Below are 25,855 nucleotides of genomic sequence, written 5' to 3' on the forward strand. Positions count from 1 at the left end.
ACACTATGTCCACCTATTTTGACGGCAACGACTCCGGGAACGCTCTGATGAATCTACGAAGTACGGTACTTGCTACGCTTCTTCTTTTTGTGTCAGCCACAGCCGCCGAGGCGGGACTGATCATCAAAGGCGTAGACACGACGATTCAACAAGGCGGCACGGGTTTCGTCGACTTCACGATCGAGTCTGACGGCCCAGTTTTCGACTTCCTGGCCTTTTACAACGCACAGTTTCAGATCGCACCAACCGGGAGTACAAGGCTCGAGTTCGCTCCTACCACTATCCCACCGTTCAACACTCCTGACTATGTGATGAATGTTGTGGGGATTAACCAGGGAATTACCGTCGGCCCGACGACTTCCGTTGTGCCGAACGACACAATCACTGTCGGCGACGCGACGGGGTCCAACCCTCCTGTCGCGATTCTTCCGAGTTCCACAAAGCTATTGGCCCGTCTGCAACTAACGACATTGGGTCCACTCGCACCACAGGCAGGCGACGCATTCGTTATCAGCATGAATCCATTTCCCCCGACCGGCTTTGCTCCTCCTCTGGCTGACTTCTCGCAGTCCGACTTAACCGCCAGGGTCGAAGTTGTTGCATCCTCCAACGTGATCCCCGAGCCGGCGAGTGCTGTAATTTGGGCACTCCCCGGAGTGGTCAGTGTCTTCGGCCGACGACGGCGAAGGTAGCCGCTGTCAGAGTTCTAAGCATCGGCCATCCAGTTCCAGGCAGGAGTTGGGAATGCCTATGGCTTCGGGTTCTCGGATGTCTTCGATGAGGAACCGAAGGGGAGAGTGGCGATACGCGACCGTGCCGTCGCCCTTTGCTATTCCACCGGGCACCGTGCTCAATTTGTGCCTCTGCAGAACTCTCTCGTCCGCCAAAGCGTCGTACGTGGTTTCAGGAATCGCGACGATGTTCTGCTGGATACTGCCGTACACGCGCCGTCAACCGTCACGAGCGAATGTGGAAATCTGTTACACTTACAGCCCCCCATCGTGGATCCTTCCAACTGATAAACTGGCGCTGTTGATGAACGGAAAACGAATCTCTGTGTTTGTGCTATTGCTTGTGACCGCGATCTCGCCGTGCTCGGCCTTGCAAGAAGCTGCGAACCAAGAAGCGACAACGGCGAATCGATTCCTCGAATCGCTCAAACGCAGCAAGGAAGCTCATCTGAAGGTCACCGAGACGATTAACAAAGGCGACCACCCGACCAAACTGGATCCCGACAAGCTGGTGCTTCGCGCGTACGACAAGGCGATCGCAAGTGCAGAAAAGATCATTGCGGCGGGTGGCACTTATGGACAGAGTGAAGTTGCGGCCGATCAAAAACGGATTAACGAAGTCGCAGAGCGAGTCCGCGAGAACTACACCAATGCGGCCAAGTCGCGGATTGCCGACGCCCGCCGAGAGGCCACCGAGACTTACGAACGCGCGGTGGCAGAGGCGATGAAAAAGCGTTCCGCAACGCTAAAAAAATCCAACGCGACGTACCAGCTTTCGGTCGCGCAGTCGAACCTCACGCTTCGTTTGAAGCAAAACGCTGGCAAGCTGGGGATCGTGATTTGGAATCTTCCCTCCAAAGCGAATCTGCACGATCGTTCCACGGTCGCGGTCAAAATCGAACTTCTCCAGCAAGACCGCGTGGTTTGGACCAACAAATTTGCCAAGCTCAATCGCCGTGCCGACAACAGCCCCTTTCGGCTGCCCAATGTTCTGTTTGACAAGGTCCGAGTCGAAACCATGCGTTGGACGGGCAGCGGCAGTGGGCTTGCCGAGATCGAAGTGTATGCCGGCTCAGAAAACCTGGCGCTGGGACGCCCCTGCGAAGTCAGCAGCATTGAAACACTGCCGGCACACCTGGACGATCGTGACGCATTGACCGATGGAATGACGCAACCGACCGAGAAAGGAGAGGGGTACTGGATTCCCGAAGAGAAAACAAAGGCGATCGTGACGATCGATCTGCTGGGCCCACCCAATCAAGAAATCATTGATGCCGCAAGGGCCCGCGCTGCCAAGACGCAGGCCGCCCAGATTCGTGCCACTATTCCGACTCGTTGAGCCGATCAATTTTGCGTTGCACCGATCGCTTGCGGGAGTCACTCGTCGTCACCTTCAGCTGTTCTTCGTAGCTTTTCCTGGCCAAGTCATCTCGTCCCAGTTTGACGTACAAGTCAGCCAATTGACCGAGATTGGATTCGTATTGCCGGTCCTGTTTGTCTTTCAACAGTAGCGTTGCCCACTCGTTGGCGACCACCAGGCCTTTCTCGTGTTCTTCAGCACGGACCCACGCGTCAACGGCCATGCGGTAATACATTCCCGCAGACGAGGGCGTCTGCTTCGCCCGGGTGTGATAGTCGGCTGCCTGCACGCGATATCGATTCAGTGGATCAAGCTTTTTGGCAACTTCCGCATCAAATTTCGGAACGGGCAACGAATGCGTTTGGCAAAGCAGCTTGATCTTCTGGAAATAGCGTTGCGCGCTGCTATCGCTGCGACAATGTTTGACCGCAGCAACCAGACAGCGGACTTCATCGGCCGGCATCTCATGCTCCGCGTACGCGTCTGCCAGTTGCGTGTAGGGCGTCTCCGAGCGAGAACTGTTTGCGCCGCTGGCGACGGTGTCGATGGCTTTTTCCGCAGCGGCGATGCAACGCAAGGCCTCTTCGTTCTCGCCTGCCTCGTTCCAGTAGCCCGCCGCCCGCAACAGATTCGCCGCGCGCCCGGAAGCATCGTAGGAGCGGCTCGCTTCGATCTCTTTGGCCTGGACGCGGGGAGCATACTTGGGATCGAGCAAGGGCTTCGTTTGGTCGTCAACGGCCAGCGAAGCATCCTCCTGCATCAACGCTTCGATCTGAACCTGGTAGCCTGAGATCGACGACGCAAGCGTTTCACTCTTGAGCGCGAGAATCCATTGATCCAATGCCGCTTGGTTATCGCCAGCACGGACAAACAACTTGGCGATCTTGTCGTGATTGGAGCGAGCTGATGTGCCGGCACGCTTGTTGGCAGCCGACGCCTTCTTGATCGCTTTGACTGCACGCGCGTTGTCTCCCGCCTTGAGCCAGAGGTCTGCCGCGTCCATCATCGAATTCACGATCAAGGTTGGGTGGGTACTTGCGTTCGCTTCGGCCTGAGCGGCGGCGACGGCAAATCGGCGTTTGGGGTCGAGCAAGGATGCGTCGGAGGGCGGATCCGCAGCGGCCCCTGCTTGGCCGTCGGGCATGGCGGCAACGGTGGGTTGCTGGCCGACCGCTTGGGCAAGTTTCGACTGTAATTGTTCGACCGAGTAGTCCGGGGCTTGCGCGATGAGCGCGGATCGGTACCGCTCGGCCGCCAAGTCACGTTCATCAAGCCGCATGTAGAGATCCCCCATCTCGACGTAGGCGTTGGCGATCGCGTGGGACCGGGCCGCTCGCCACTCTTGATAGGCCAGCTGGAGCGACGTCATCGCTTTCGGCTTGTTGCCGGCTTCCACCCACGCCGCAGCTTGCAACAGATACAGATTCGCTTTTTGTGCTCCGAACAGAGAGGGGATTTCTCTTTCCGTCAACCGAGCGGCTTCCAGTCCGTTACCCGCCTTCACCATCAGATTGGCAAGCGTGACGTATTGCTCGATCTTCAGTTTTTCGCCGCGCGTGCGGAGGATTTTGTCCAGTCGCTCCAGCACAACCAAATGCTTGTTGTCGTCGCGTTGGATGTTCGAATAGAAATGTTCCAACACGAGCAGGGTTGGCTCGTGATTGGGGTATTTCGCGAGCTGAGGTTCGAAGGTGTTCGCAATCGCCCGCGTGGTTGACAATGGCCATTGAAACGGTTCGTCCGAACGACTCCACGAAGCGTCTTTCCCGATCATCGCTTGCAACGTGGCAAACATCTGTTCGCGGGTTCGATTGACTTCTCGCGGGGTACGGCAGCTGTTGATGATGTAACAGTACACATCCAGCACCGCTTCGACGGCTTCCATTCGCTGGTAGAACTCAACGGCTTCCTCACAGATTTTCAGCCGAATCGTTGCTGACGTCGCAGCTCGGATGGCGATTTCAAATTGGGGTGCCGCATCGCGCCACTTGGCTGAAGCAGAAAGTCGCCTCGCCGTTGCCAACGCTTGTTCTGCCACGCCGGGTTTGGTGCCCATCGGCAACGCGGAAATGTTCATCCGCTTGATCGCGGGAGCGGCGGGCGCCGCGGGAGCTTGCTGCGGCGGCACGTTGGCAATTTCATTGGGCATCGCAACGGTCGCGCGGCGCCCCAGATTGAGTGCGTTGGCCAGTTGGAAAAATGAGTCGGCGAATGTTTCTCGCTTTACGACACCTCCTTTGCGGAGCAACGAGCCGACGCGACGACGGAGATTGGTATCGGAAAGCTTCTTGAGTTCTTCCAGCATTGACTCCGGCGTCATCCCAAGTTCAGCCGACGCCAGCCGCAGATCCAGCTCGTTGTTGTATCGCAAGGAAGCCAGGACAATGGGTTCACCAGCCTGCGTCGGTTGGTCGATACCAATCGCGTCGGATGCCAAGGCTGTCAGGTAGGCCTTCGTGTCCTTGGCGATCGCAGCGGATACGGTTTCCGAAACGGGGTAGAGATCAAGAATGTCATCCGCTCTCGGATAAGCGGTCTTATTGGCCAACACGTGTTGCCGAATTTCGTCGGACTTTTGAATGAATCCGCCGTAGTGGCACGACATGCACGAGACACCGTTGACCACCGCACGATCCGGTTGACGCGGGTCACTGACGATGCTGGTGGGCCCCTTGTCGATCCGTTTCCCCTTCGCGTCGACCAGCATGTAAGCCAACATCCCGTTGGGAAGTTGAAAGATAATCTCACCTCCGTCATGTTCGAAGTCGGTTGCCGTCTCCCCCGGCCCCATCGGCAAGTCAAACAAGTTTTTGCGGCCGGCCGACCCGGCGAAGTCATAGCTTTTCCAGTAGGCTCCGAAGATCGATTCGTGACGCTCGATCATGCGATTGTGCTGCGAGACACCGGATCGGGTGAAACCGGCGCGAACCACACGCGTTTCTTCCAGGTTGCGCTGGACGTCTACTTGAAGGAGTTGTTCCAATTGACGATCGGTCGCCGGGATCTGCCCCAAGACGTGATAGAGCGGCGGACGCGAGGCGGTCGACGTAAACCAATCCGCTCGCACGACGGGAATCAGAGATTGAGTTTGTTCGCGGATGCTGACAGCGGCCTCGCTGTCGTGCAACAATCCGTAGGGGTAGCCCGCCAGGATCGATTTCCAACTCTCGTCCGTCCACTTCAGGTCGCGCAGATCGATCCGATACACTGTGTCCAGGTTGTTGACGGTTCGCAAATTCGCGAGCTGCCGATTCCAGGACAGGCTGTTGAGCAATTTGGCGAGCGCGGTGCGGTAGATTTCGAGCTCATCATCGGAATAGCCAGCGTTTGCCAAATGGGTGATCGAAAAGTAACGAACATAGGCACGTTCCTTGGCTGGAACGGAGTTTAAATCCTGAGCCACGAATTCATAAAACGCATCCGTGCTGACGAATTGCTGCGGTGCCAATTCGTTGAACGGTTTGGCACCGGACTGAATCCAGTTGCCAATGGTCTGGACGTCCTCGTCGGTTGGACGTGGCGTTTCTCCCTCTGGAGGCATCGGTGACTCCACCGAGACCATCCGCTCGAACAACAGGGAATCCTTGGTACTGCTCGGGACAACGAACCCGGACGAGATCAGCTTTTCACGCGAGGTGACAAAACCGAATCCACCCTCGTCGGACTCGTTCTCACCATGACATCGATAACAATTCCGGCGAAGGATGGCCTCTGCTTCGGTCGCAAGCTGCATGTCGAAGACGTGGGGATCTTCATCGGCTTGTTCCACGGTTGCACCGCGAGCCGACGATTCGGTTGTCGCAGTGTTGTGTGCTTCAACTGCGGATGGCTGTGGCGTATTTGGCGCACTGTTCGTTTCAGATGATGGCTCGGATCGCAACGCCGGATCCATCGACGCGTCGATTGCCGGGTCGATCGCCGGGTCGATTGCCGGTTCAAGTGTCTCGCCAGTCGCCGGCGAGATGGGATCCGTTTTCGAGGAAGCATCGGTCTCCTCGGGACCGGGCGCCGCGATAACGGGCTGTGGCGAATTTTCAGTTTTGCTTGCGACGACGGCTGGTTCTGCTCCGCCCATGAGAAAGTACGCCGCGCCACCGAGACCAACGAGCACGAGCAAGCCCGCCGCTACGAACAGCACGGCTTTCCTGGACGAACGTGCGTCCGGGGCCGCGTCGGTTGACGGGACAGCCACGCGTTGCGCGGTCGGGGCGGTGTGCGAGGATGGTTGACGCGTCGCAGACAGCTTTGACAGATAGTCCTGCCGATGCGGAGGACTTGCCAATACCTGATAGGCATGTTTGATTTCGGCAGCTAACTTTTTGCATGCCTCGTGTTCCGGGCCGCCTTGCGGACCGGTTTTGTGCTGACGCAGTTTTTGCAGCTGCGCATTGGCAGCCTTCTTAATCGCTTGCGGATCCGTTTCGGACTCTGAGAGACTGAGCAGCTCAAACAGATTCGGTCGTGTGGATGTTTCGATTCCCAAAAAGCGACGATAGAAATTCATTTCGATCGGATCCAAAAGCACTGACGGGCTGCGGTTTCGGCGAATGCATCACACCAATCCGCGTCGTGACAGCGTGGCTGCCGGAGTTCGATGACAAGGTGCCTTCGTCGCGGATGACCGATTGCAGGCAACGGAGGAACTGGACGCGATTTGAATGATTGGTAGTGGACCAAGAGTACCGCAAACAGCCTTCGCCATCCACTTTCCCACTCATTTGGCGACGATTTTACCGTTGAATTGATGGCGAATCGAAATCATCCGACCGTTCTGCCGCAAGCTTCACGATTCCTGGTGTAGGCGGATCGTCCAAGAACGCCGATATCGGTTCGTCAGATTTCCTGTGCGGATGCTGCCGCAGCGTACCACGATGCCGTTCTTTGGATGCTGACAAATAAAGAACCACAGAAGCATTCGCTAAAATTCGCTCGCTGGCGGAGCCCGACGTGAAGCGTTTCACAGCAGAGACGAATCACGGCAGAAACGAGTCCGATCGAAGGCGGCGGTCGAGGCGCCGCGCTTCGCCCCCGATGGGAACGTTGATGTTCTGCGGCTAGGCCAGTCAACCGATCCGTGATGACGTCGTCTTGACCTCTCCGTCAGGGAGGGGGCGTTTCAATCCTTGCTTTCTGACGGAGTGCCCGATGGCAGCTTCGGTGAATTCAGTCCGGCGGCAACGTAAAGCCTGCCTACGGTATCGAGCTTAAGGCCATCCGGCCCCGGCGTTGCCCCCAGTCATCAATCAGCCTCGGTATCGCGGTGTCAACGCTGCCATCGGGGTTCAGGTTGAATTGCCACAGCTTGCGTGCCCCGCCGCGAATGTTGTTGTTGAGGTGCGACGGTAGGGAGATCGAAGATTTTGGTAGAAATACCTCGATCGGCGGCAAAGATAAATGTGCAATTTGCGAATCGTCCAAGCCCTTAGATTCCTCCGTAAGCACCACCAGTCAAATGAGCATAGCATCGGCATTCGAATTCAAACGACCAACGATTCTTCCTCTCATTGCGTTGGTGGGGCTGACGCTGGTCGCCCAACTCGGTAGCGTGGCCGCTACCTACGACGGCAACTTCCTTTTCGTCTTTAGGGCCAAGTGCTTTCGTTTTGTGTGCCGTCACGATTCCGCTGGCGGCGTTCGGTTTGATGCTCGGACAAACGATCGGACTTGTCTCGCCTTTGGTCACTGACCTACTGAATCGAACGCCGGGATCGGGAAAGAAACTTGTCCTTGATGCCAAGCTGGCTATCCCCGTGGGACTGGTTTTGGGGATATCGTTGCTGTTGCTTCGATTCGTCGCTCAGCCGTCTCTGCCACCAGAATTGCCGGCGCTTGGACACCGGGAATTTGGGGGGGCTGATGGTTTCAATCGGTGCTGCGGTCGCGGAGGAGGTCTGGCTGCGTCTGCGTGTCTTGACGATTCTCGATCAGGACGGGAGGTTGGCTCGTATTCCACGTCGCCTCGTCCACGACCCGATAAACAAGCTGACTTGGAGTACTAGCAGAGTTCAAAATCCACCGCGGCACCGACATCCCCGAAAATGACGTTGCGTGGATCCCAGCGAAAATCGAGGTCCACGCGTGAATGCCGAAACCCTCGCCCCTTGGCCGGTTTTCCAAAACTGATCCGTTCGTCGGCAATGGACAGGAAAGCGTCGCCGGCGAAGTCGTCCGGTTCGATGGCTCGCAAGTCGGTGAACGTCGCCTTGTCGCCACGCAGAATCTCAAACTGCTTGGGTGCTCCCGTGATTCCGCCGCTGCAATAGGGGACACTGTGCTCAATGGTGTAACGTGCGGATTCTTTGAATAGTTTGTCGACGATCTCCACCTCGAATTCCAACGCCAGGAGCCCGAAGCGTGCGTTGGGAAAGGGAAGTTTTTTGAGAATCTTCTCGACAAATTTCGTACTCGCACCGATGCGTTTGGCGATCCGTTTTGCCACACCTTTGGCCAGACCGGTTGGGGCGGCCAGGCTGAACAGCGACTCGGCTTCACCGCTGATCACCTGGACCGAAAACGATTTGGTTTTCGGAATCGGGGGGATAACCTTGGGGATCTTCGTCGGCGGCAGCTTGCGTTTTTTCGGCTTCTTTGTCGGCTTGGGCAGGCGATTTTTCGTGACGATCACGGCGACGGCCCGGTCCCAAGCGTTGTCCTGGACCGATGGGTCGACCGGCACGCTCTCGCCCCTGGGGATCACTCGAAACGTCAGCGGATGCCCGGCGAGCCGACCCCGAATGTAATGCTGCACCTGATCGGCTCGGCGCTGTGACAATTGCAGGTTGTAGCCGTCGCTGCCGACTTGGCTGGCCGCTCCTTCGAGGCGGATTTCCCAATAGCCGTCCGCCGGCTTCATCGCCACGGAACGAATCCGGTCGACCACGGCGGATTCCAGCCAGGCCTTGTGATTCGATTTCAGTTTGTCATCATCAAAACCAAAGTCGGCCAAGAGGGCTGCCGGAGGGGACACGCTCCGCTCGTCAACGATACCGTCACTCATGGTTTTCCCGTCCAGTTATCAAGAGGTTGGTGTTGTTCGCCGTCGGGCGTTTGCCAAACGGGTGGCGGTGGCTCTGAAGTCGAGCAGGGCGCCCGCCAACCCAGGTACGCAGGGCGTTACAGAACGGGGAAGGAAATCGTCAGCAATTTCGTTTGTGGCCGAGAGGGCTTGGCGACGGGGACTCGGTAATTTGCCAGAACCGGCAACCGGGACCGTGCAGCTAAGGACCGTCGGAAGAATAAGTGGTGGGGATTGATTGTGGGATAGGCTTCCAGCCTGTCGTTTTCGCCATGACGGGCTGGAAGACTATCCCACTTGTTCTTCCGCCATTTAAACGGTCGGCCGCATCCAACGCAGGTTTTCTCAGGCAGGTTCGGTTTCTTGTGTGCCATTGCGTTTTCTTTCAGGGCACCCTGATTTCGAGGCCGTAGCGGGGTGCAGCGGCGAGCAGTTTCTTGATCTCGTCTTCATTTGGCGGCGGCGCGGTGTCGGCGTCATCGGCGAGTGGTGTCCCCACCTCGAAAAACATTGCCTCCATCCCGGCCGGTGCCAACGTGATCAGCAGCCGTGCGGTCTTGTTTGACTCGTTCTTGAAGCAATGGAGGCTGCCGACGGGCATGTTCAGGAACGTGCCTTCCCCGGCCGTGAACCTCTGGTCGCCCAGCTGGAACGTCATTTCGCCTTCCAGGACCAGGAACGACTCCTCTTCTCGAGAGTGGATGTGCGGAGGCGGGCCGCTGCCGGGCGGAACGATCGCCTCAAACGTGGCGTACTTCCCACCCGTCTCTTCCGCGGTGGCAAGGAAGCGGTACACGTCGCCGACAATGCCGATCCTGCGCCCCTCGCCGGGATTTCGTCTAATTGCGGGGTGTTGCATGGTTTTCACCGCTGGGGTTCGTTGGTCAGTCAGGCGATCGATCTGTCTGGTAGGATACCAGGGCGACCGGGAAAATACCGCATGACGTACCGATCGCCGGAGCGGAGACTCCGGTCCGGGTTCAATCGAGCCACCGAAGATGCGGCATTTCCCGTGGTTTGCACTCAATGATTCCGCCCGTGGCTCGTAACATTTCGAACTTTCTTGAATCCCCCTCCATGCGTCGCGTCAACGTCATAGCGAGTGTTGTGTTTCTCGGTGTTCTCGCGTGGCCCTCAATCCCAACGCTCGCACAGAATGAGTCGACGGACGTTTGGGTCGATCGGCTTGTCGGAAGCCTGCACTCTGTTTCCGACGAAGACGATTCCGTTACGGAAGAGGAGCTTGAGTCTGTGATGTTACAGGCGGGTTACGCATTAAGTCTTGCGGGACGGCCGGAGCAGGCGATCCGTTTTTTGCGTTCGCAACTCAAGGGCTCGTCGTTGTCCTTCGCGATGCTGGCCGTTGCCGATGCCCAAGCGACGATGGGACACGTTGAAGAGGCGCAGAAGATCGTGAAGTCGCTGACCAATGAGCCATTGGTAAAACGTGCTCGGTCCCTCATCGCGATCCGTCAGGCGCAACGGGGCGACTATGAGATAAGTGTCCAACTTATTGATCAGATCGAAGATTTCACCGAAAGAGATCGGGCAAGGAAGAACGTCATCAATGAACTACTCGAAGCCCACCGCTACAAGGATGTCGTGGATCAGTACGCGAGGGTGACGGACAAAGAGATTCGAGAGGACATTCGGCAACGGATGGAACGGGTGCGGCAAACAAGGCGTCCAAGCGACCCGGACTATGTTGAAAAGACGATCGCGGCTGCACGCCAACTGAAATCGCGTTTCGGCGGCTTCTCGGAGCAGGAGGCGGCGTTGTTGAAATTCGAATGTCATGCTCGCATTGCCGCCCATCGTGAGGACCGAGCCGCATTCACGCAGGCGATCGACGACGCAATTGATCTGGTGCAGGACTTGGACGTCCCTGACCGGTGTTCGGCTCTTTTGTCACTGGGAATGATTTGCGCTCAGTCGGGCGATGCTGAAATGGCGAGTGACCTCTTTGCGGATGCTCTGAAGACACTCTTCGATGGAGAACAAGCCGATTTCGATCGGCGTTTCAAAGTGTACCTCGGTCTTGCGGCGGGTGACCGCTTTGAAACCATCGCTCAAGTGATGTCCGAGGCCGAACTGCTGAAGCTGAGTGAATACCTACGCACTGTTCCGCCAAGTCTTGGCTTGCTAAACGCGTTCGGTCGTGGGCTGGGGGCAGCGAATAAGACAGACGTTGCTGACACTGTCTTCAATAGCCTTCGCCGTCCGGTGTCAAGGATCCGGTTATCGTCAGGCACCTTGTATGGCATGACCACGCGTGAGACGCTACCAAAACCTTCGGTCGCGACCGAAACGCCGCATGACGAAAGCCGAGAGGGTAGCCCTGCTATGATTGATGACCTCATCGCAGTGAAGCCGCCGCTGGAATTCAGGCTTTCTGGAAAGCGAAGACCGGAACGCGAGTCCCTCGGAGCGTACAACGTTTCGAGGGCCGGTTTGCAAAACCACAGGGTCGAAGTCTGGCAAGAGATCGAACAGTTGCCGAAACTCACTCTGGAAGAATTTTCGCAAGTGCGTTCGGAACTCGTGTCCGCCTTGTGGGAACATGGCAGTGTTAATGGATTCCCCGCCACGGAAGGCGAACACGACTTCTTTGTTTACGACGACAAATTTTTTGATCGAACACAGAAGATTGAGATTCATCCCTCGGACGATCTACCCAGCATCCTGCCAGCGGCAGTGGCGAAGGTTCAAAAGGTGCTGGCCAAACACCGGTTGTGGCGAGTGATGGTGATCGGACACGGGGAGAACGCCAAAGACGAGTTTTTTGTCATTTATCCGGACGCCATCAAAATCTTGCAAGCAACCAACGGACGTTCGATGGCGGAAGCCATTCGAGCAAACGCAAAGCTGCGAGCACTCGACAAGTAATGCGAGGTGGCCGAGAGCGAAACAGCCCTGGATGGTCCTTGGCGGCCGTTGGGTGCACACGATGTATCGGAAAAGCGGTCACGTTTTTCCTGAAGTCCCCCCACCGCTCGTCTATCTTCACCACCATTCCGCTGGCGTCGATTGAAAAGTTAAAGGCCAGCCTGGATCCATACTTTTCCAAATAGAGTTCGATGCAGAGGGCTGAGGTCGGTCGCTGGTTACAGGTTGCACAAAGAGCGGATGCGAATGTCGGGCACTCAGTCGGAAACTTGGACATCGTACCGCTTCTTCAATCGGCCGTACCGGTTTTCTCCGATCAACCAGACCTGCATCTTTTTCGCGTTTTGCGTCACACTGGCTGGAATGGTCACCGTGGCTGACTTGCGGTCTTCTTCGGTGAGAAAGATGTTGTGCTCGTCATATCCATCGGACGAGTTTTTGAAGTAGAGAACGATCGGCTTCAGGTTGTCGGACGTCAGATCGATCGTCCAAGGCTTCGCTCGCTCGACAGGTTGCTGCGGTAGGCGAAAATCGAGTTCACAGACGGAAAACTCACAGGCTTGGCTTTTCGATCCATCGTTCATCACGCAGTGCGCCGTGTAGTCGCCACAGGTGTCGAACGTACGTTCGATGACGCCGTAACCAGGACGCTTGATCGTTTCGATGGTTGTTTCGCCTCTCTTGATCACGAGTGTTCGAATCCCTTGCTTGTCACGGTCCATCAGATTGATTTTGACCGGTTGTCCCTTTGCGTAGGGAACCCAGTCGCCGCGATCGAGGAGCAGGACACGATTAATCTTGGGAGTTGCCGAGTCGTCTCCGTAGTTGGGGAATAGAAACGCGTCCGCTCGGTTGCCTCCGCGCCAGGCGTCCAGATCAGTGATGCGGTACAGCTCGCGATTTCTGGAAGCCAGGTGTTTATCAAAGTCCGCTGCATCTCGTAACGTGTTGCTGGTCGTTTGCGGCCGACTTTCTTCGACCCGGACATGAGTCACATCGCCATCTTCGTTTCGGATGACTTCGGTGACCAGCTCGACATGCGAGCCGCCGTTTTTCTTGGCCGGCGGCGTATAGATGATATCGCCGGGGCGCGCCGCCCGGGCAGACTGCGGCTGGACCGTCGAGACGCCTTCACGAAACCGAGGGCCATGCACCTTGCTGACATACCAGATTCCGCACTGCAGTGCGTAGCTGGTGTAGGAGGAGCAGACCTTGCCGTAGTAGCACTCGGCATTCTTGACCTTGCCGTAGAGATTCTCGGTATAGAGGACGCTCTTCGGATTCTCCACCGCGGCAAGGAAAGTCTTCAGAAAAATATCAAACCCGATGTAGCGGCCAACATGCTTGACGCTGGAGTAGGGAACTCCGGTGTATTGTTTTCCGGCTGTGAAATGCCCACCCCGCTTGGGCATGTCTTCGGCCACCGGCGTCCACTTCACCCGCGACATGATTCGCGCGTATTCAACCGCCTTGCTCTGCCAAGCGGGCGCGGCTTCGGCCTTCGTTTCTTCCGTAGTTGCGGCAGCGTCATCTGCGCAAAGAGGCGTCATTGAGATTGGAATTGCGAAGATTGTTGCCGACAAGAGGATGATCGATTTCATGCGGGATTCTCCGCGTCGTCGGAAAGAGGAAGGGGATGTTACGTTGAGGATTGCCGAAACTGCGGAAGGCTAATGCTGATCGGTCGGCGCCCGGACTTCGGAAACGAGCACGGACGTGTTTGGCGCCTTGCCGGAATAGAACGACACGTAGTGTACGTTCCCGATCACGGTGGCGTTTGCGTTTCCCGAGTCCCACATCACCGGACTGGCGAGGGTCACGATCTCCGACGCGGGCCAGTTTTGTGGATGTTCGAAGATGTGCTCCGGATCGACGACGCGGCGGCGAAGGAGGCCTCGGCCACGTTCGTAGTAATAGTTGCTCAGCAATCCGGTTTCGGGATCCAGGATCAGGCTGGGGGTGGAGGCCGCGATGTCGCCGATGTTGGTTCGCTCGCGGGTCCAGGTTGCGCCATAATCGGTGGACACCATTTGGAATTGAGAAGGGCCGGTTTCGGTTCGCGCGATGGCAAGGATCCGCCCTTGGCCCAGGTAGACGGCGGCGGGTTCGGTCGGCCAATCCTGTTTCGTCAATTCGGATTCGATGGTGGTCTGTTTCCAAGTGACGCCATCGTCGCTGCTGGTCATCATGCCCCACGAATGAACGGGCTGGTCATTGTATTTTCCCGCGAACCACAGCGACATCAGTCCGACGCCGGGGACGGAGAACACGTCGGTGATCTGCATCGGTTGAACGTCCAGTTTGGGTGTGGCCAGGAGCGTGAACGTCCGCCCGTCCGTGCTGCGGTAAAGGTCGTGGTTCCAGTCCTTTCCGATGCGGCGCACCCACAACAACATCGCTCCGCTGGAATCCAGACCTTTTCCGACGGTGACCTCTCCATATCCGGGTGTGTCGGCAACCACCGTTTCCTCGGTCCACGTTTTGCCGCTGTCGGTGGAGGTGCGAGCGTAGACGGCGCGGGCGTCTTCGGCGATCGAGTGTGCTGAACCCCTGCTGTAAGTGCAGACGAGCTTTTCTCCGATGGCCTGGATCATCGGCCAGGAGTTATAGCCGGCCACGTCCTGCACGACGTGCGCTTCCGGAGGGTTGGTCATCAAGGGTGTCACCTTCACGACCGCCAGGCCAGTGGGCCGTGTGAACGTGTCGCCGGGGAGCCCCGGTTCACGCTGAATCCTCAGCCACAACGGAGCTTCGGGAACCACTTGGTAAAACGTCTCCAGCACGATCGTCCGGCTATGAAACGGTGCGGCGGGGAGCTTGGTTTGCACCGGTTTTCCTAGTGCGTACCGGTCCGTGAACGGGGCGTCATCGACCAACTGAGACAAATGGACGCGGTAGAGATCCTGGAACTCGGGGCTGGTCGTACCGTCCGTCGTCGTGACCACAATCTCGACCCTCACCGCGACGCACTCGCTGGGCAGACCGTTGACGATTCCGGCGACAGACTGCCCCGTGGTGCCCCCGGACAAGGACCACACGGGAACATGCGTGGACCCACTGGACATGGTCACCAGCGAAGGCTTTCCCGTCGCGATCGATAGGTCGTTGGCCGTCAAGAAAATCGGCGTTCCCTCTTTGACGCTAGAACCCGTTTCTTGAACCGTGTGGGGCGTTGCATCGGTTGGATTGACCAGTCCGTCGGCTGCGACGCAGGCGACGCCGGTACATAACCACACGAAGAATGGAACGAAGGTGCGAGTTCGCGGCGTGGGGGTCGGCATGGTGGGACACAAGTTCCGTTGGAGTCAGCGAGTCATCGGGGGCCCAGTTTAACATGACGCCACTCTTGCGTGCGCATGCCATCGCTGCGCTGTGCCCCTCACTCACGCTTTTACAAAGACAAGCCCGACGCGCAAGCGAGTGAGCGCCCGCTTTTGGCGTGTCGATGGAGATTGATGTCAAGTATTTCTCGAGGTTCACTCGCTAGCGCGTCGGGCTGGTGCAAAATGTGATACGGACGAAACTCGTGGCGAGTTCCTCGACTTGATCGTTTGGGGCTAGACCGCTGCGGTGGGTTTCTTGAAAAAGGCGTCGATATACCGAGGGGCCGTTTGAAATGGGACGGCCAACCGATTCCAAGTGTTGATCATGGCCACCACCATGCTCAGCTGGCAAATCCCTTCCTCGCTGAACTCTCGGGCCGCGGTTTCATAGAGTTCTTCGTCAACACCTTCTCCGTTGGAAAGTCGGGTCAACGCTTCCGCCCAACGAAACGCCGTTCGTTCGCGATCGGTGTAGCACGGGGCTTCCTCCCAAACGCTGATCAAATCGATCCGCTGATCGGATTCGCCAAGCAGTCGCAATTGTTGTGTGTGCAAACGGACACAGAAGGCACAGCCGTTGATTTGTGACACCCGCAGCTTCACCAGTTCCAGCAATCGCTGCCCCATCGGGTAGCCCGACATCGTCGCCTCGACGCCGGACAGCTGCCGGATTTCTTTGGAAACCAATTGAAAGTAATCTGCTCGCATTTCATTCTCCGATGGTCATAGAACGACGTTTCGAAGTAGAATCATAGAATCCCGGTGGCACCGGCAAAGGGCCACTTTACGGCAATTTGTTGGGACCACTTTGGGGAAGTCATGTCGCGGCGCAGAAACGAGCAGTTCGAGTTCGAGTCCATTCAGTTGATTCCCGAATCTGCGACGCCGGTCTACCAACAATTGGAGCATCATCTGCGGCAGGCCATCGCCGACCGAGTCTTGCATCCCGAAGACCGCGTGCCCTCCAGCCGCAACCTTGCGACCGCCATCGGCGTCTCTCGCAATACGGTACTGGCCGCCTATGAACAGTTGATTTCCGAGGGGTATTTGGTATCGGTTCGCGGCAGTGGAACTCGCGTCGCCAAAATGCCGCCACAAGCGTTCGAATTCGATGCCACAACGAACCCGAAGACGCCGCAAATGGATTCCACGGAAGGTCTATCACCCTTGGGCCGGGAGTTCTGCGAAGAGGCTCGCTGGACGCCGACGATGACGGCGGCACCGAAAGCGTTCACTCCCCACTTGCCAGCGATCGATGAGTTTCCGCTCGAAATCTGGAATCGTTTCCGCAACGAACAGGCTCGGTGGTCTAGCCGCCATCTATGCCTTGGCGATCCGCAAGGCTATCAACCGCTGCGGGAATCGATTGCCCAGTACATGGCGGTTTCGCGAGGGCTTTCATGCCACGCAGACCAGGTCGTGATCAGCTCCGGATCGCAGCAGGCGGTGACGTTGATTTCGCAGTTGTTGTTGGAGCGGAACGAGACGGTTTGGGTGGAAGATCCGGGGAACGCGCCGGCCAATCGGTTGCTGGAAATCGCGGGGGCACGCCTGATACCGTTGCCGCTGGATTCCCAGGGGATCGACTTGTCACGAGTTCCAAAAAACACCGCATCGCCCAAACTGATCTTTGTGACACCCGGTGGCCAATGGCCGATGGGCATGACGATGAGCTTGAATCGTAGGCTGGAACTGATTGCGACGGCACAGCGGGACAATAGTTGGATTGTCGAAGACGACTATAACGGTGAGTTTCGCTATGCCGGACGTCCCCATGCTTCGCTCAGCAGTCTCGATTCTTCGGGACGTACGATCTACATGGGGTCGTTCAGCAAGATGCTCTATCCGGCGATCCGATTGGGATTCTTGATCGTGCCGACGGCCCTGGCGAAGACCTTCGCCTACGCTCGCTTTTTGCAGGACCGTGCGTCACCGCCGCTTGTTCAAATGGTGCTGCACCGATTCATCGAGTCCGGAAACTTCGTGAAGCACATTCGCCGGATGCGAGCGTTGTACTGCGAACGGCAATCAGTCCTTCTCGAGTCGCTCGACAAACACCTCGCCGGGTACGTGCAGGTGGATCAACTTGAGTCGGGGATGCACCTGGTGGCGCGCGGTGTCACGAAAGCGACCGAAACCAAGCTCATCGCAGCCGCCAACCGAGCGAAAGTTGAATTTCACCCGGTCAGCATGTATTCACGAAACGGGGACGCACCTGGCATGATCTTGGGCTTTGCCGCGTTCGACAAAGAATCGATCCGTCGAACGGTCCGTCGTTGGGGGAAAGAGCTGCAAAAGTGAGCCCCCACAGTGTCGTCTCAGCGGTTGTAGTTCTTCAATCGGTCCAGATACAGATGCGATTCGACGAAGTTGCGATGCTGCCGGCTCGTCATCTCTTGCAGCAACTCTAACGCGGAGATGTAACTGGCGAGGTTGCCGTTGGACGAGATCATTTTGCCGTCTTTCACGAAGCTCACGCGGCTGTCATCTTGGACCGCGAGCTTCGGATAGGTGTCTTGAAGCAGATTGCCTCCGCCGATGTAGGTGACGATTTTGCGGCCATCGGCGACGCCGGCTGCGCCAATCAAGTGGGCACCCGCGCAGTTGCTGACCATAAAGTCCGTCGTTTTGCCTTTGGATCTGACAAAGTCCACGATCTCGGCGGAAGCCACCACCGATTCCATTTCATAGGAGCTGGACACCACCAGAACGTTCAATTCGGGGCAATCGTCAAACGAATAATCCGGTACGACTCGCAGCCCGCTTTCCATCGAAACCGGCTGGAGGGCCCGGGCGACGGTGACGACGTTGAAGAGTGTTTTCCCGTTTTTGTCAGGCTTGGAAAACACATCGATCGGCGCGGTCACTTCCGTCATCAAGACGCTGTCAAATAGCAGGACGCCGATCGTCGGCAGCGACGCGTCGAACGTCGACCGACTGACACTGTCTTTGACGTTGATGGTGCAAGTTTCCGGTGCGGTGATTGTCGCCTGCTGGGCGCTGGCGACGTGGCTTGTGCAAAGGGTGGCGATCACTAAAACAAAATTTGCTAAGAGTTGTTTCACAATTTCACCTGTTCGACGAAGTTTTTGTGGGCGGGACACTCGACCGCAATTCTAGGATCAGGGTGGCCCTGCACCAGAGCCACAATTGCGAAGAACGCCAGGGCCACTTTTGTGGGCCAAGAAGAATTTCAAGACATTCAGTGCAAAGGAAGTAGGACGACATGAGAGTCGAGCAAGCGACCCAGGATGACTATTCAACGCTGATCCAAATCTGGGAGGCGTCTGTGAGAGCCACGCATGACTTTCTGCAGGAAGGCGACATCGAAAGGCTCCGACCGATGATCTTGGACCAGTACTTTGACGCGGTCGACCTGCGATGCGCGAAGTCCGATGCCGGCGAGATCCGCGGTTTTTGCGGCGTGCATGAAGGGAACATCGAGATGCTGTTCGTCGCCCCGCAGGCGAGAGGCTCTGGGATCGGACGGCTGTTGACCGAGGAAGCGATCGGGCAGCAGGGAGCAACAAGGGTTGACGTCAACGAGCAAAACGAGCAAGCCGTCGGCTTTTACAAACGCATGAGGTTCCGCGTCACGGGGCGATCACCGCTGGACGGCCAAGGCAAACCCTACCCATTGTTGCACATGACACTGAGCGAGGATCCATGATTCAGACTCGGACAATGTGGATTCCTGTGGCAAAACGATAAGAGTAAAATGCCAGCGGGAAGCGTAACGGCCTATTGATCTAATCAGCCGCACGGCGCTAGCCGCGGTTCTCGCCGCCGCAAAACCGGGGCTAGCGCCCCTCGGCTAATCGTTAGCTGTTTCATTTCGACTAAATCAACAGGCCGGTAAGCGAGCGGCACACGCTGGGATCGTGCGCGGTAGGGAGGAGGCAGAATGATCCGGGGCATTCTGCCTCCTTCTCTTCGTCTCCCCTATCATGTTTATCCTTCAAACGAGTAATCGTTAACAATCAATCAGCAAATGACTTGTCGTTCAGGGTTCGACGTAGCGCCTCGTATTCCTCTCGGCATTCGGAGCATACGGTCAAATGCTGCTCGACGGCGACCAATCCTTCATGGATCGATTTGCCGGTCAACTTTTGCTCGGCAAACTCTGCAACCAACGCGAGACATTGCTCGCAGTTAATTTCTGTCCTCTCGGTGAGGCCGACCAAGCGTAGCAGATCATCGATTTCTTGTTTGGATAGTGGCATGTTTCGGTCCTCAACGCGTCACCATGGTTGCGACATCGGTGGCAGTGTATCCGGCGGCTTCTAGCCCTGCTTTTAACTTCTTCCGAGCATCATGGGTCAGCTTGTACATGGCATTTCGGTTGCTGCCGAGGTGACGGGCGATTTCCGCTTGTGGCATTCCTTTCAACTCCGCCCGAAGCGCCGTTCTCTGTTTTTCCGTAAGCTCTTCTTCAATGACTCGCTCCATGAGCGCACGAAGTGACTTTCGTTCCAGTTCGGCATCGGGTGTTGCCTGCCGGTCGATGGCAAAGTTCGGCGAGCCAGTGGCATCTGAAATGACATCATCGAGCGAAACGTCCTGCCAACGTTTCCGCCGCAACTCACCCATCGCAACATGGATGGCAATGGACGTCGCCCAGGTCAGGAACCGGCTGCGTCCCTGAAACTGGTTAACGCGCTGGATGATTCGCAGGATCGAATCCTGGACGGCATCTTCCAGAAACGATTCATCCGCACGGGGATGGGGCGACAGTGCCTTGCGAAGATTGCGTCGCAAAGCGTCACGAAGATCAGCGATCGCCGATTCGTCACCTGCTTTCAAGTCCTCGACCCAGCGGTCATTGTCCCGGCCCATGTCGCAGCCATCCCCTTCGTGTCGATCGCGAAGCAACTCAGTCGATTATACGGTTGCCAGTTCCGGCGCGGCGGGGAAGTCCACCTCCGTTTCCGCGACGTGATTGAAATAGTTGGTGAAGATGTTCAACGCCACATTGGCCACCATTTCATTGATCTGGCCGTCCGTGTAGCCGGCCGCACGAACGTTTTGCACGTCGGCATCGGACACGACTCCACGTTCGGCGACGATCTTGCGTGCGAATTCCAAGGCCGCGCCCTCTTTTTCGTCGCTCGCGACGGCACGGCGGGCGTCACACGTCTCCTTTTCCGACAGACCGGCCCCCTTGCCCAGCGCCGTGTGTGCGGCGACACAGTAATCGCAGCCGTTCGTTTCGCCGACGACGAGCGAAATCTGTTCTCGCAATCGAGCGGGAAGCGTCCCGGTCGACAGCGATTGACTGAAACCGAGATAGGCGTTCGCCACCGCGGGCGAATGCGCCATGGTGGCAATCAGGTTCGGGACCCGACCCATTTTCTTCTCGACCGCGCCGAGCAGCGTGGTCGTCGCGGAATCGACAGTTTCGGCGTTCACGGGTTGAATGCGAGGCATCATGGTTCTCCTTGGAGTGACTCCAATTGTGAATGGGGTGTTTCCCGTTTGATGCCGCAAGACCATGGATCCTTACTTTGATTCCCAGAAAATCCTCGGTGCGAGTGTTCTTTTATGGCAAAACGATGGGGGCAAAACAATGGAAGGCAGAATGATTCGGGGCAGAATGATGATGTCGTCAGACGACGAAGGCTCACTCTGGTGATTTCACATTTCACGTCTCAATTGATCCACCGTTCCATCCCTCCGGATCCAGCCACACCGCGCCCCCGTCAGTCAGCGCGTCAACGATCTGCCTTCCATCATTCTGCCTCCTTCACTCCTTCACTCCTTTACTCCTTTACTCCTTCACTCCTTCACTCCTTCACTCCTTCCCTCCTTGAGAGCTGGTCGCTGCGATGCAGTGACCGGGAATCGCCTAAAGCCTGGACACCAACACGTGTTCAGGGTGTTTAGGTCTTCGACTGGATGTCGTAGCAGAACAGGGCGTCTTGGTCGCGAATGTATAGCTTTCCGTTGGCAATGACCGGATGCGTCCAGGCGGGTGATTCGGTGCGATCGGGTTGTTCAAATCGTCCCCGCTGGATGAACTCCTGCTTGTTGGGCTCGATCAGAATCAACTCACCTTCTTCGGTTCGCAAGTAGAGCCGTTTGTCGGCGTGCAAAAGGGCTCCTTTGTCTGCATCGCGGTCTTGCCAAAGCACATCGCCGGTTTGGAAGTCCAAGCAGGTCAGCACACCGCCTCCGTTGCCACCGTTGGCACCGTACAGCGCACCGTCGATGACGATCATCCCGCCGTGATGGTTTTGCATCTTGGGCGTGAAATAGACCTCATCAGCGTTGACCGTTCCTGCCGCGTCATTTTTCAACACCACGGCGCCGCCTCCGGTGCCGTAGGCCGACGCTGCGAATACCAGGCCGTCTCGGAAGATCGGAGTCGAACAGTTGATTCCCATCGGGTTGGCCGGTGCTTTGTACTGCCAGAGAGATTCACCGCTGTCGGGGTCGACTCCAACGAGGGCGTCGGCCGTCAGTTGAACGATTTGCCGCATTCCGGCCGCTTCGATCAAGATCGGAGACGAGTACCCGGCTCCGGATCGCGGGCCGAATCGACCGCGTCCCCGTCCGCGACGTCCTGCGGACGCTTCTCTTTCAGACTCTCCGGCACTCGCGACCAACTGGTTGGTCCACACGGTTTGACCGGTCTTTTTGTCGACCGCCGCCATCGTCGCGTTGGGCCCGCCGGGCGTACAAAACACCAAGTTACCCACTACCAGCGGTGACTCGTTGTATCGCCACGTCGGCACCACCCCGCCAAAATCCTCGGTCAGGCTCCGTTGCCAAATGATCTTTCCGTCCGATACCTGCAGACAGGCCATCGTGCCGCCGGCACCGATCACGTACATCAGATCGCCATCGATCGTCGGCGAGCAGCCCGCGCCCTCGCGCCCCTGCGGCATGCCCTCGGTTTGTGCCGGCCCGAGTCGCGTGACCCAAAGCTGTTTGCCATTGGTTTCCGACAGTGCCCAGACCACCTCGTCGTCACCCCGATTGCTCAGGCCGAACATTCTGCCGGCGTCGATCGATGGAGCGCTGTAGCCGCCGCCCAGCCCATCGATCCTCCACGCCAACGGCGGCCCCTCGCTCGGCCATTGCTGCAACAATCCGGTTTCGGTCGACATCGCATCACGATTCGGCCCATGCCACTGCGGCCAATCTTCGGCGATGCAAAGATTGGTGGAAAGCAGGAGGATTACCGCGAAGATCGCCTTGTTTCGATTCATATGATTCATCATTTATAGAAGAAGGTTGGTCGGACAGGTTCGGTAGCGGAAGTCGCCAAGACTTTCGGCGGTGCGTCGAGTAAACGAAACTCTTGGCGAGTTCCGCTACCTCTGGAAAAAAAATGTTGGAGTGCTAGTTGTTTGTGGATTGAATACAGAAAAGCTGACGCAGGCTTCGGATGAAGATGCGATTTCCGACCAGCGCCGGAGTCGCATAGATGGGTTCGCCGAGGTTGCCTTTTCCGAGCAACTCAAACGACGCGTTGAGCTTGAAGATCTGGACCGTCCCTGACAAATCCGCCAGGAAGACTCGATCTCCGGCAACGATGGGAGAACTCGAGAATCCGACATCGAACTCGTGCTCCCAACGCAACGTTCCCGTCGCTGCGTCCAGGCAGGAAACGACACCGAAGGCCGTCGGCAAGATCAGGAGGCCCCGGTCGGCAACGGGGCTGGACGTGTCTGGCAAGGATTCGTCCCACTGCCAATCGACTTTGGCACCGACGTCACGATCGCGAATGTCAATTGCGGTCGCAAATTCACCGTCGTTGGCAACAAACACTCTGCCATCGGAAAACGCCGGCGATGGAGCCACCTCGCCACCGAGACACTCCACGTGCCACAGTATGTCGCCGCTTTGCGGATCGTACCCGTCGACCGCGTTGGAGTTAGCCAGCACCAATTCGTTTCGCCCCGCATTGTCGATCAAGATGGGTGATGACCAGGCGATCAGAGTGCGGGTCACCGACCATTGAAGCTTCCCCGTGGAAAAATCAAAAGCGAGCAGTTTTGCTCCCGCGTCATGATCGAATTGAACGAACAGACGGTCACCGTCGCTGATCAAAGAAGAGGCGTGACCGTAGTGGTTTTTGGGGACACCGAGGTGCTTTGCCCACAACCGTTTCCCGTTCCAATCGACACACGCAAGTTCGCCCGTCGCGAAAACGGCGGCGACGTACCGGCCGTTGGTCGTTGGGGTCGGCGCGGCGTATCCGGTCTCTTCGAGGACGCGTGGCAGCGTTCCGTCAGCGGATTCACCCTCCAGGCGGTTCACATCGTGAGTCCAGTTGATATCGCCAGTAGTTACGTCAAGACAGTAGATCTGCCGCGAGTCTGGATCAGCGCCGGTCAGAAAGATGCGATCATTCCACACCACGGGCGAACTCATGCCGTGTTTGGGAAGCGTCACTTTCCAAAGGATGTTCTGCCCCGAATCGACATCGAACGACAAGGGCGGATCTGCTGCAGTAGCCCTCCCAAGCCCGCCAGAACCGCGAAAATTCGGCCAAGTCTCGGCCGACGTCACGTTCTTCTCCTGAGCGACAGCGGTCGTGGACACGAGGACCATCAATGCGCACATGAATCGATTCGAGAGTCTACTCCGCAACTTTGACACATTTCAACTCGGTTTGATCGCGAATGAGGAGTTTGCCTTCGGAAAGAGCCAGCGGCGCCCAGTTTTGGGTCCGTCCACCGATCCTGCCGGCGATTCCACTGCTGTCGCCGCCTTCCCCGAGCAGCTCTGCTGACGCCAGTGGTTTGAATGCCATCGGGTCGGGGTCGATCAGATAGAGCGACTTTTCGCCATCGGTCGCCAGCCGCAACCAGCCTTTCGCGTACGCCCAATAAGCATCGGCGGTGTTGTGCGAGATCCCGAGGGCTTCCCCCGCCTGCTGGCCGGTCAGCCCGCCGAAGAATCGCAGCCTGACCAGAGCCGCGACTTTCGGATCCTTGGCCTCCAGTTTTTCGAGCGCCTCGTTCAAGCTCAGCAAGTCTTCAATCTCGACGCCCCGGTCATTGACAACGATGACGTCGTCCAGGACCTCGCGTTCTCGATCGCCTCCCCGCTTCAAACTCCGTTTCCTGCGAGCGCTGTCGATCAGGATTCGGCGCATGGCTTCCGATGCCGCGGCGAGAAAATGGCCGCGGCTTTTCCAACGTTGGCCTTTGCTGCCCGCCAAGCGTAGATAGACTTCGCTGACCAGTGCGGTCGCCTGCAAGGTGTGCCCAGGTGACTCACGCGACATCTTGGAAATCGCCAAACGTCGCAATTCGTCGTAGAGCAAGGGCAATAGGGCATCGGCGGCGCTCGGATCGCCTCGATCCAGCGCAAGCAACAGTTGTGTGATCTCGCCGTGCTCTTGTTCATCGACCGCCAACGAAACACCTGCTATCAGTGAGCGGTAGGAGTCCTAGATACATCTTAGCAAAAATGCGTTGCGTTTTGACTCCTGCCCCGATTCGCAGCCGATGGTTGGGCCGTACATCGTCTAAAACTACAGGGATGGTCCGGTCACGGGAGATTCATTCCGCCGGGTACGACAGCCCTTCCGGGAGGTCGTCCGTCGGACTCCCTGCGACGACCTCGAAAGGACGTCGTTCCACTCGTGCTGCACCGTTTTTACAATTGATACCGGCCTGGGAATCCGCAATGAAACTTGGACTGTTGGCTGACATCCACGGTGACGTTGAAAACTTGCAAAAGGCGATCGCGCGGCTTCGACAGGAACACGTCGATCAGTTCATCGTGCTCGGCGATGTCATCTATCAATCAAGCCATGCCGATGCGACGGTTGAGTTGTTGAGATCGTGTGATGCCGTCGGAGTCTGGGGAAACCATGAATTAGGACTGTGCGTCGATCCCGACGACGATTTGCGGGAACTGTACTCAACGAATGCGATGCGATTTTTCGGCACGCTGCGGCCGAGGCTTGAGATCGGCGACGTGCTGTTCTCGCACACCTTTCCGACCGAAGATGCCAGCGACATTCTGGCATACTATGTTGGCGAACCGGAGGACGACGATTGGGTTGGCGGCTGCTTTCGAAGGTTCCACCACCAAATCATGCTGATCGGGCATTTTCATCGCTGGCTTGCCGCCACACCGGCCGGAAAACTGGACTGGCGCGGAGAGCGTCCGCTGGTGCTGGAGCCCGACCAGCGATACTTCGTCGTCATGCAAGCAGTGATGAACGGATTCGCCGCCGTGCTGGACGACACGCAAAACAAGCTCACTCCGATCGAGTTCTAGCTGCCCCCTGATTGAAGCCGCATGTCTGGAAGTCCCCGAGAGCGGAATGATGTTGCGGGACTGGTGAGGACAAGGGAAAAGCGATGGGGGAAAAATGCCAGCGGGAAGCGTAAGCGAGCGGCCCGCGCTGGGATTATGCGCGGTAGGGGGAGGCAGAATGATTCAGGGCAGAACGATGAGGGCAAAACGATGAGGCAGAACGATGGGGGCAAAACGATGGGGGCAAAACGATGGGGGCAAAACGATGGGGGCAAAACGATGGGGGCAAAACGATGGGGGCAAAACGATGAAGGCAAAA

General features: G+C 57.4%; 21 protein-coding genes. 6 read left to right on the top strand and 15 right to left on the bottom strand.

The genetic code is table 11. The features are described 5' to 3' along the window. The first annotated feature begins 5 nt into the window (after positions 1-5). Together H1B37_RS27835 and H1B37_RS27840 are read left to right on the top strand one after the other, a co-directional pair. Complete coding sequence (locus H1B37_RS27835; RefSeq protein ID WP_182870556.1) at positions 6-692, top strand: hypothetical protein; 687 nt, start codon at positions 6-8, stop codon at positions 690-692. A gap of 226 nt (positions 693-918) precedes the next feature. Next, complete coding sequence (locus tag H1B37_RS27840) at positions 919-2,070, top strand: hypothetical protein (RefSeq protein WP_182870557.1); 1,152 nt, start codon at positions 919-921, stop codon at positions 2,068-2,070. On the opposite strand, the gene H1B37_RS27845 is transcribed toward H1B37_RS27840, so the two are convergent. The 5 genes from H1B37_RS27845 to H1B37_RS27865 form a co-directional block, all read right to left on the bottom strand. After that, complete coding sequence (locus H1B37_RS27845; protein ID WP_182870558.1) at positions 2,054-6,595, bottom strand: c-type cytochrome domain-containing protein; 4,542 nt, start codon at positions 6,593-6,595, stop codon at positions 2,054-2,056. The genes H1B37_RS27840 and H1B37_RS27845 overlap by 17 nt on opposite strands. A gap of 686 nt (positions 6,596-7,281) precedes the next feature. Then, positions 7,282-7,509, bottom strand: a complete 228-nt coding sequence (locus H1B37_RS34590) for a hypothetical protein (protein WP_182870559.1) — start codon at positions 7,507-7,509, stop codon at positions 7,282-7,284. Positions 7,510-8,086: 577 nt separating this feature from the next. Then, positions 8,087-9,088 carry an OmpA family protein gene (locus H1B37_RS27855; protein WP_182870560.1) on the bottom strand — a complete coding sequence of 334 codons (1,002 nt, stop codon included), beginning with the start codon at positions 9,086-9,088 and terminating at the stop codon, positions 8,087-8,089. Positions 9,089-9,204: 116 nt separating this feature from the next. Beyond that, positions 9,205-9,480 carry a DUF2256 domain-containing protein gene (locus tag H1B37_RS34595; RefSeq protein WP_182870561.1) on the bottom strand — a complete coding sequence of 92 codons (276 nt, stop codon included), beginning with the start codon at positions 9,478-9,480 and terminating at the stop codon, positions 9,205-9,207. 11 nt (positions 9,481-9,491) lie between these two features. Continuing rightward, entirely contained in the window at positions 9,492-9,965 is a 474-nt protein-coding gene (locus tag H1B37_RS27865; protein WP_182870573.1) for a quercetin 2,3-dioxygenase, read from the bottom strand. 218 nt (positions 9,966-10,183) lie between these two features. On the opposite strand from H1B37_RS27865, the gene H1B37_RS27870 reads away from it, so the two are divergent. Further along, on the top strand, positions 10,184-11,992 hold the full coding sequence (locus H1B37_RS27870; protein ID WP_182870562.1) for a tetratricopeptide repeat protein: 1,809 nt from the start codon (positions 10,184-10,186) through the stop codon (positions 11,990-11,992). 257 nt (positions 11,993-12,249) lie between these two features. Here the strand turns inward: H1B37_RS27870 and H1B37_RS27875 are convergent, their stop codons facing one another. The 3 genes from H1B37_RS27875 to H1B37_RS27885 form a co-directional block, all read right to left on the bottom strand. Continuing rightward, positions 12,250-13,542, bottom strand: coding sequence for a hypothetical protein (locus H1B37_RS27875; RefSeq protein ID WP_286178278.1), 1,293 nt, complete (start codon positions 13,540-13,542; stop codon positions 12,250-12,252). A gap of 120 nt (positions 13,543-13,662) precedes the next feature. Beyond that, positions 13,663-15,273, bottom strand: coding sequence for a sialidase family protein (locus H1B37_RS27880; protein WP_182870563.1), 1,611 nt, complete (start codon positions 15,271-15,273; stop codon positions 13,663-13,665). Between the two features lie 276 nt (positions 15,274-15,549). Further along, positions 15,550-16,023 carry a carboxymuconolactone decarboxylase family protein gene (locus H1B37_RS27885; RefSeq protein WP_182870564.1) on the bottom strand — a complete coding sequence of 158 codons (474 nt, stop codon included), beginning with the start codon at positions 16,021-16,023 and terminating at the stop codon, positions 15,550-15,552. A gap of 111 nt (positions 16,024-16,134) precedes the next feature. Between H1B37_RS27885 and pdxR the strand changes: the two genes are divergently transcribed. Next, positions 16,135-17,616, top strand: coding sequence for a MocR-like pyridoxine biosynthesis transcription factor PdxR (gene pdxR / locus H1B37_RS27890; protein ID WP_182870565.1), 1,482 nt, complete (start codon positions 16,135-16,137; stop codon positions 17,614-17,616). Between the two features lie 17 nt (positions 17,617-17,633). On the opposite strand, the gene H1B37_RS27895 is transcribed toward pdxR, so the two are convergent. Further along, positions 17,634-18,350, bottom strand: a complete 717-nt coding sequence (locus tag H1B37_RS27895) for a DJ-1/PfpI family protein (RefSeq protein ID WP_353620941.1) — start codon at positions 18,348-18,350, stop codon at positions 17,634-17,636. Positions 18,351-18,541: 191 nt separating this feature from the next. On the opposite strand from H1B37_RS27895, the gene H1B37_RS27900 reads away from it, so the two are divergent. After that, positions 18,542-18,985: an acetyltransferase gene (locus tag H1B37_RS27900; protein WP_182870566.1), complete on the top strand. Its 444-nt coding sequence runs from the start codon at positions 18,542-18,544 to the stop codon at positions 18,983-18,985. Positions 18,986-19,295: 310 nt separating this feature from the next. On the opposite strand, the gene H1B37_RS27905 is transcribed toward H1B37_RS27900, so the two are convergent. The 6 genes from H1B37_RS27905 to H1B37_RS27930 form a co-directional block, all read right to left on the bottom strand. After that, on the bottom strand, positions 19,296-19,538 hold the full coding sequence (locus H1B37_RS27905; RefSeq protein ID WP_182870567.1) for an anti-sigma factor: 243 nt from the start codon (positions 19,536-19,538) through the stop codon (positions 19,296-19,298). Positions 19,539-19,548: 10 nt separating this feature from the next. Next, entirely contained in the window at positions 19,549-20,118 is a 570-nt protein-coding gene (locus H1B37_RS27910) for an RNA polymerase sigma factor (protein WP_182870568.1), read from the bottom strand. A gap of 78 nt (positions 20,119-20,196) precedes the next feature. Then, positions 20,197-20,745, bottom strand: coding sequence for a carboxymuconolactone decarboxylase family protein (locus H1B37_RS27915; RefSeq protein WP_436298945.1), 549 nt, complete (start codon positions 20,743-20,745; stop codon positions 20,197-20,199). Positions 20,746-21,194: 449 nt separating this feature from the next. Beyond that, positions 21,195-22,526, bottom strand: a complete 1,332-nt coding sequence (locus tag H1B37_RS27920; protein ID WP_182870569.1) for a PQQ-binding-like beta-propeller repeat protein — start codon at positions 22,524-22,526, stop codon at positions 21,195-21,197. A 133-nt stretch (positions 22,527-22,659) separates the two neighbouring features. Beyond that, positions 22,660-23,757: a PQQ-like beta-propeller repeat protein gene (locus H1B37_RS27925; protein WP_182870570.1), complete on the bottom strand. Its 1,098-nt coding sequence runs from the start codon at positions 23,755-23,757 to the stop codon at positions 22,660-22,662. A gap of 145 nt (positions 23,758-23,902) precedes the next feature. After that, the gene (locus tag H1B37_RS27930; RefSeq protein ID WP_182870571.1) at positions 23,903-24,685 is read right to left on the bottom strand and encodes an ECF-type sigma factor; all 783 of its coding nucleotides are present in this window, start codon (positions 24,683-24,685) and stop codon (positions 23,903-23,905) included. A 272-nt stretch (positions 24,686-24,957) separates the two neighbouring features. On the opposite strand from H1B37_RS27930, the gene H1B37_RS27935 reads away from it, so the two are divergent. Further along, the gene (locus tag H1B37_RS27935; protein ID WP_182870572.1) at positions 24,958-25,557 is read left to right on the top strand and encodes a metallophosphoesterase family protein; all 600 of its coding nucleotides are present in this window, start codon (positions 24,958-24,960) and stop codon (positions 25,555-25,557) included. The last annotated feature ends 298 nt before the right edge of the window (positions 25,558-25,855 follow it).

This window comes from Stieleria mannarensis, from assembly GCF_014154935.1.
Classification (GTDB): Bacteria; Planctomycetota; Planctomycetia; order Pirellulales; family Pirellulaceae; genus Stieleria; species Stieleria mannarensis.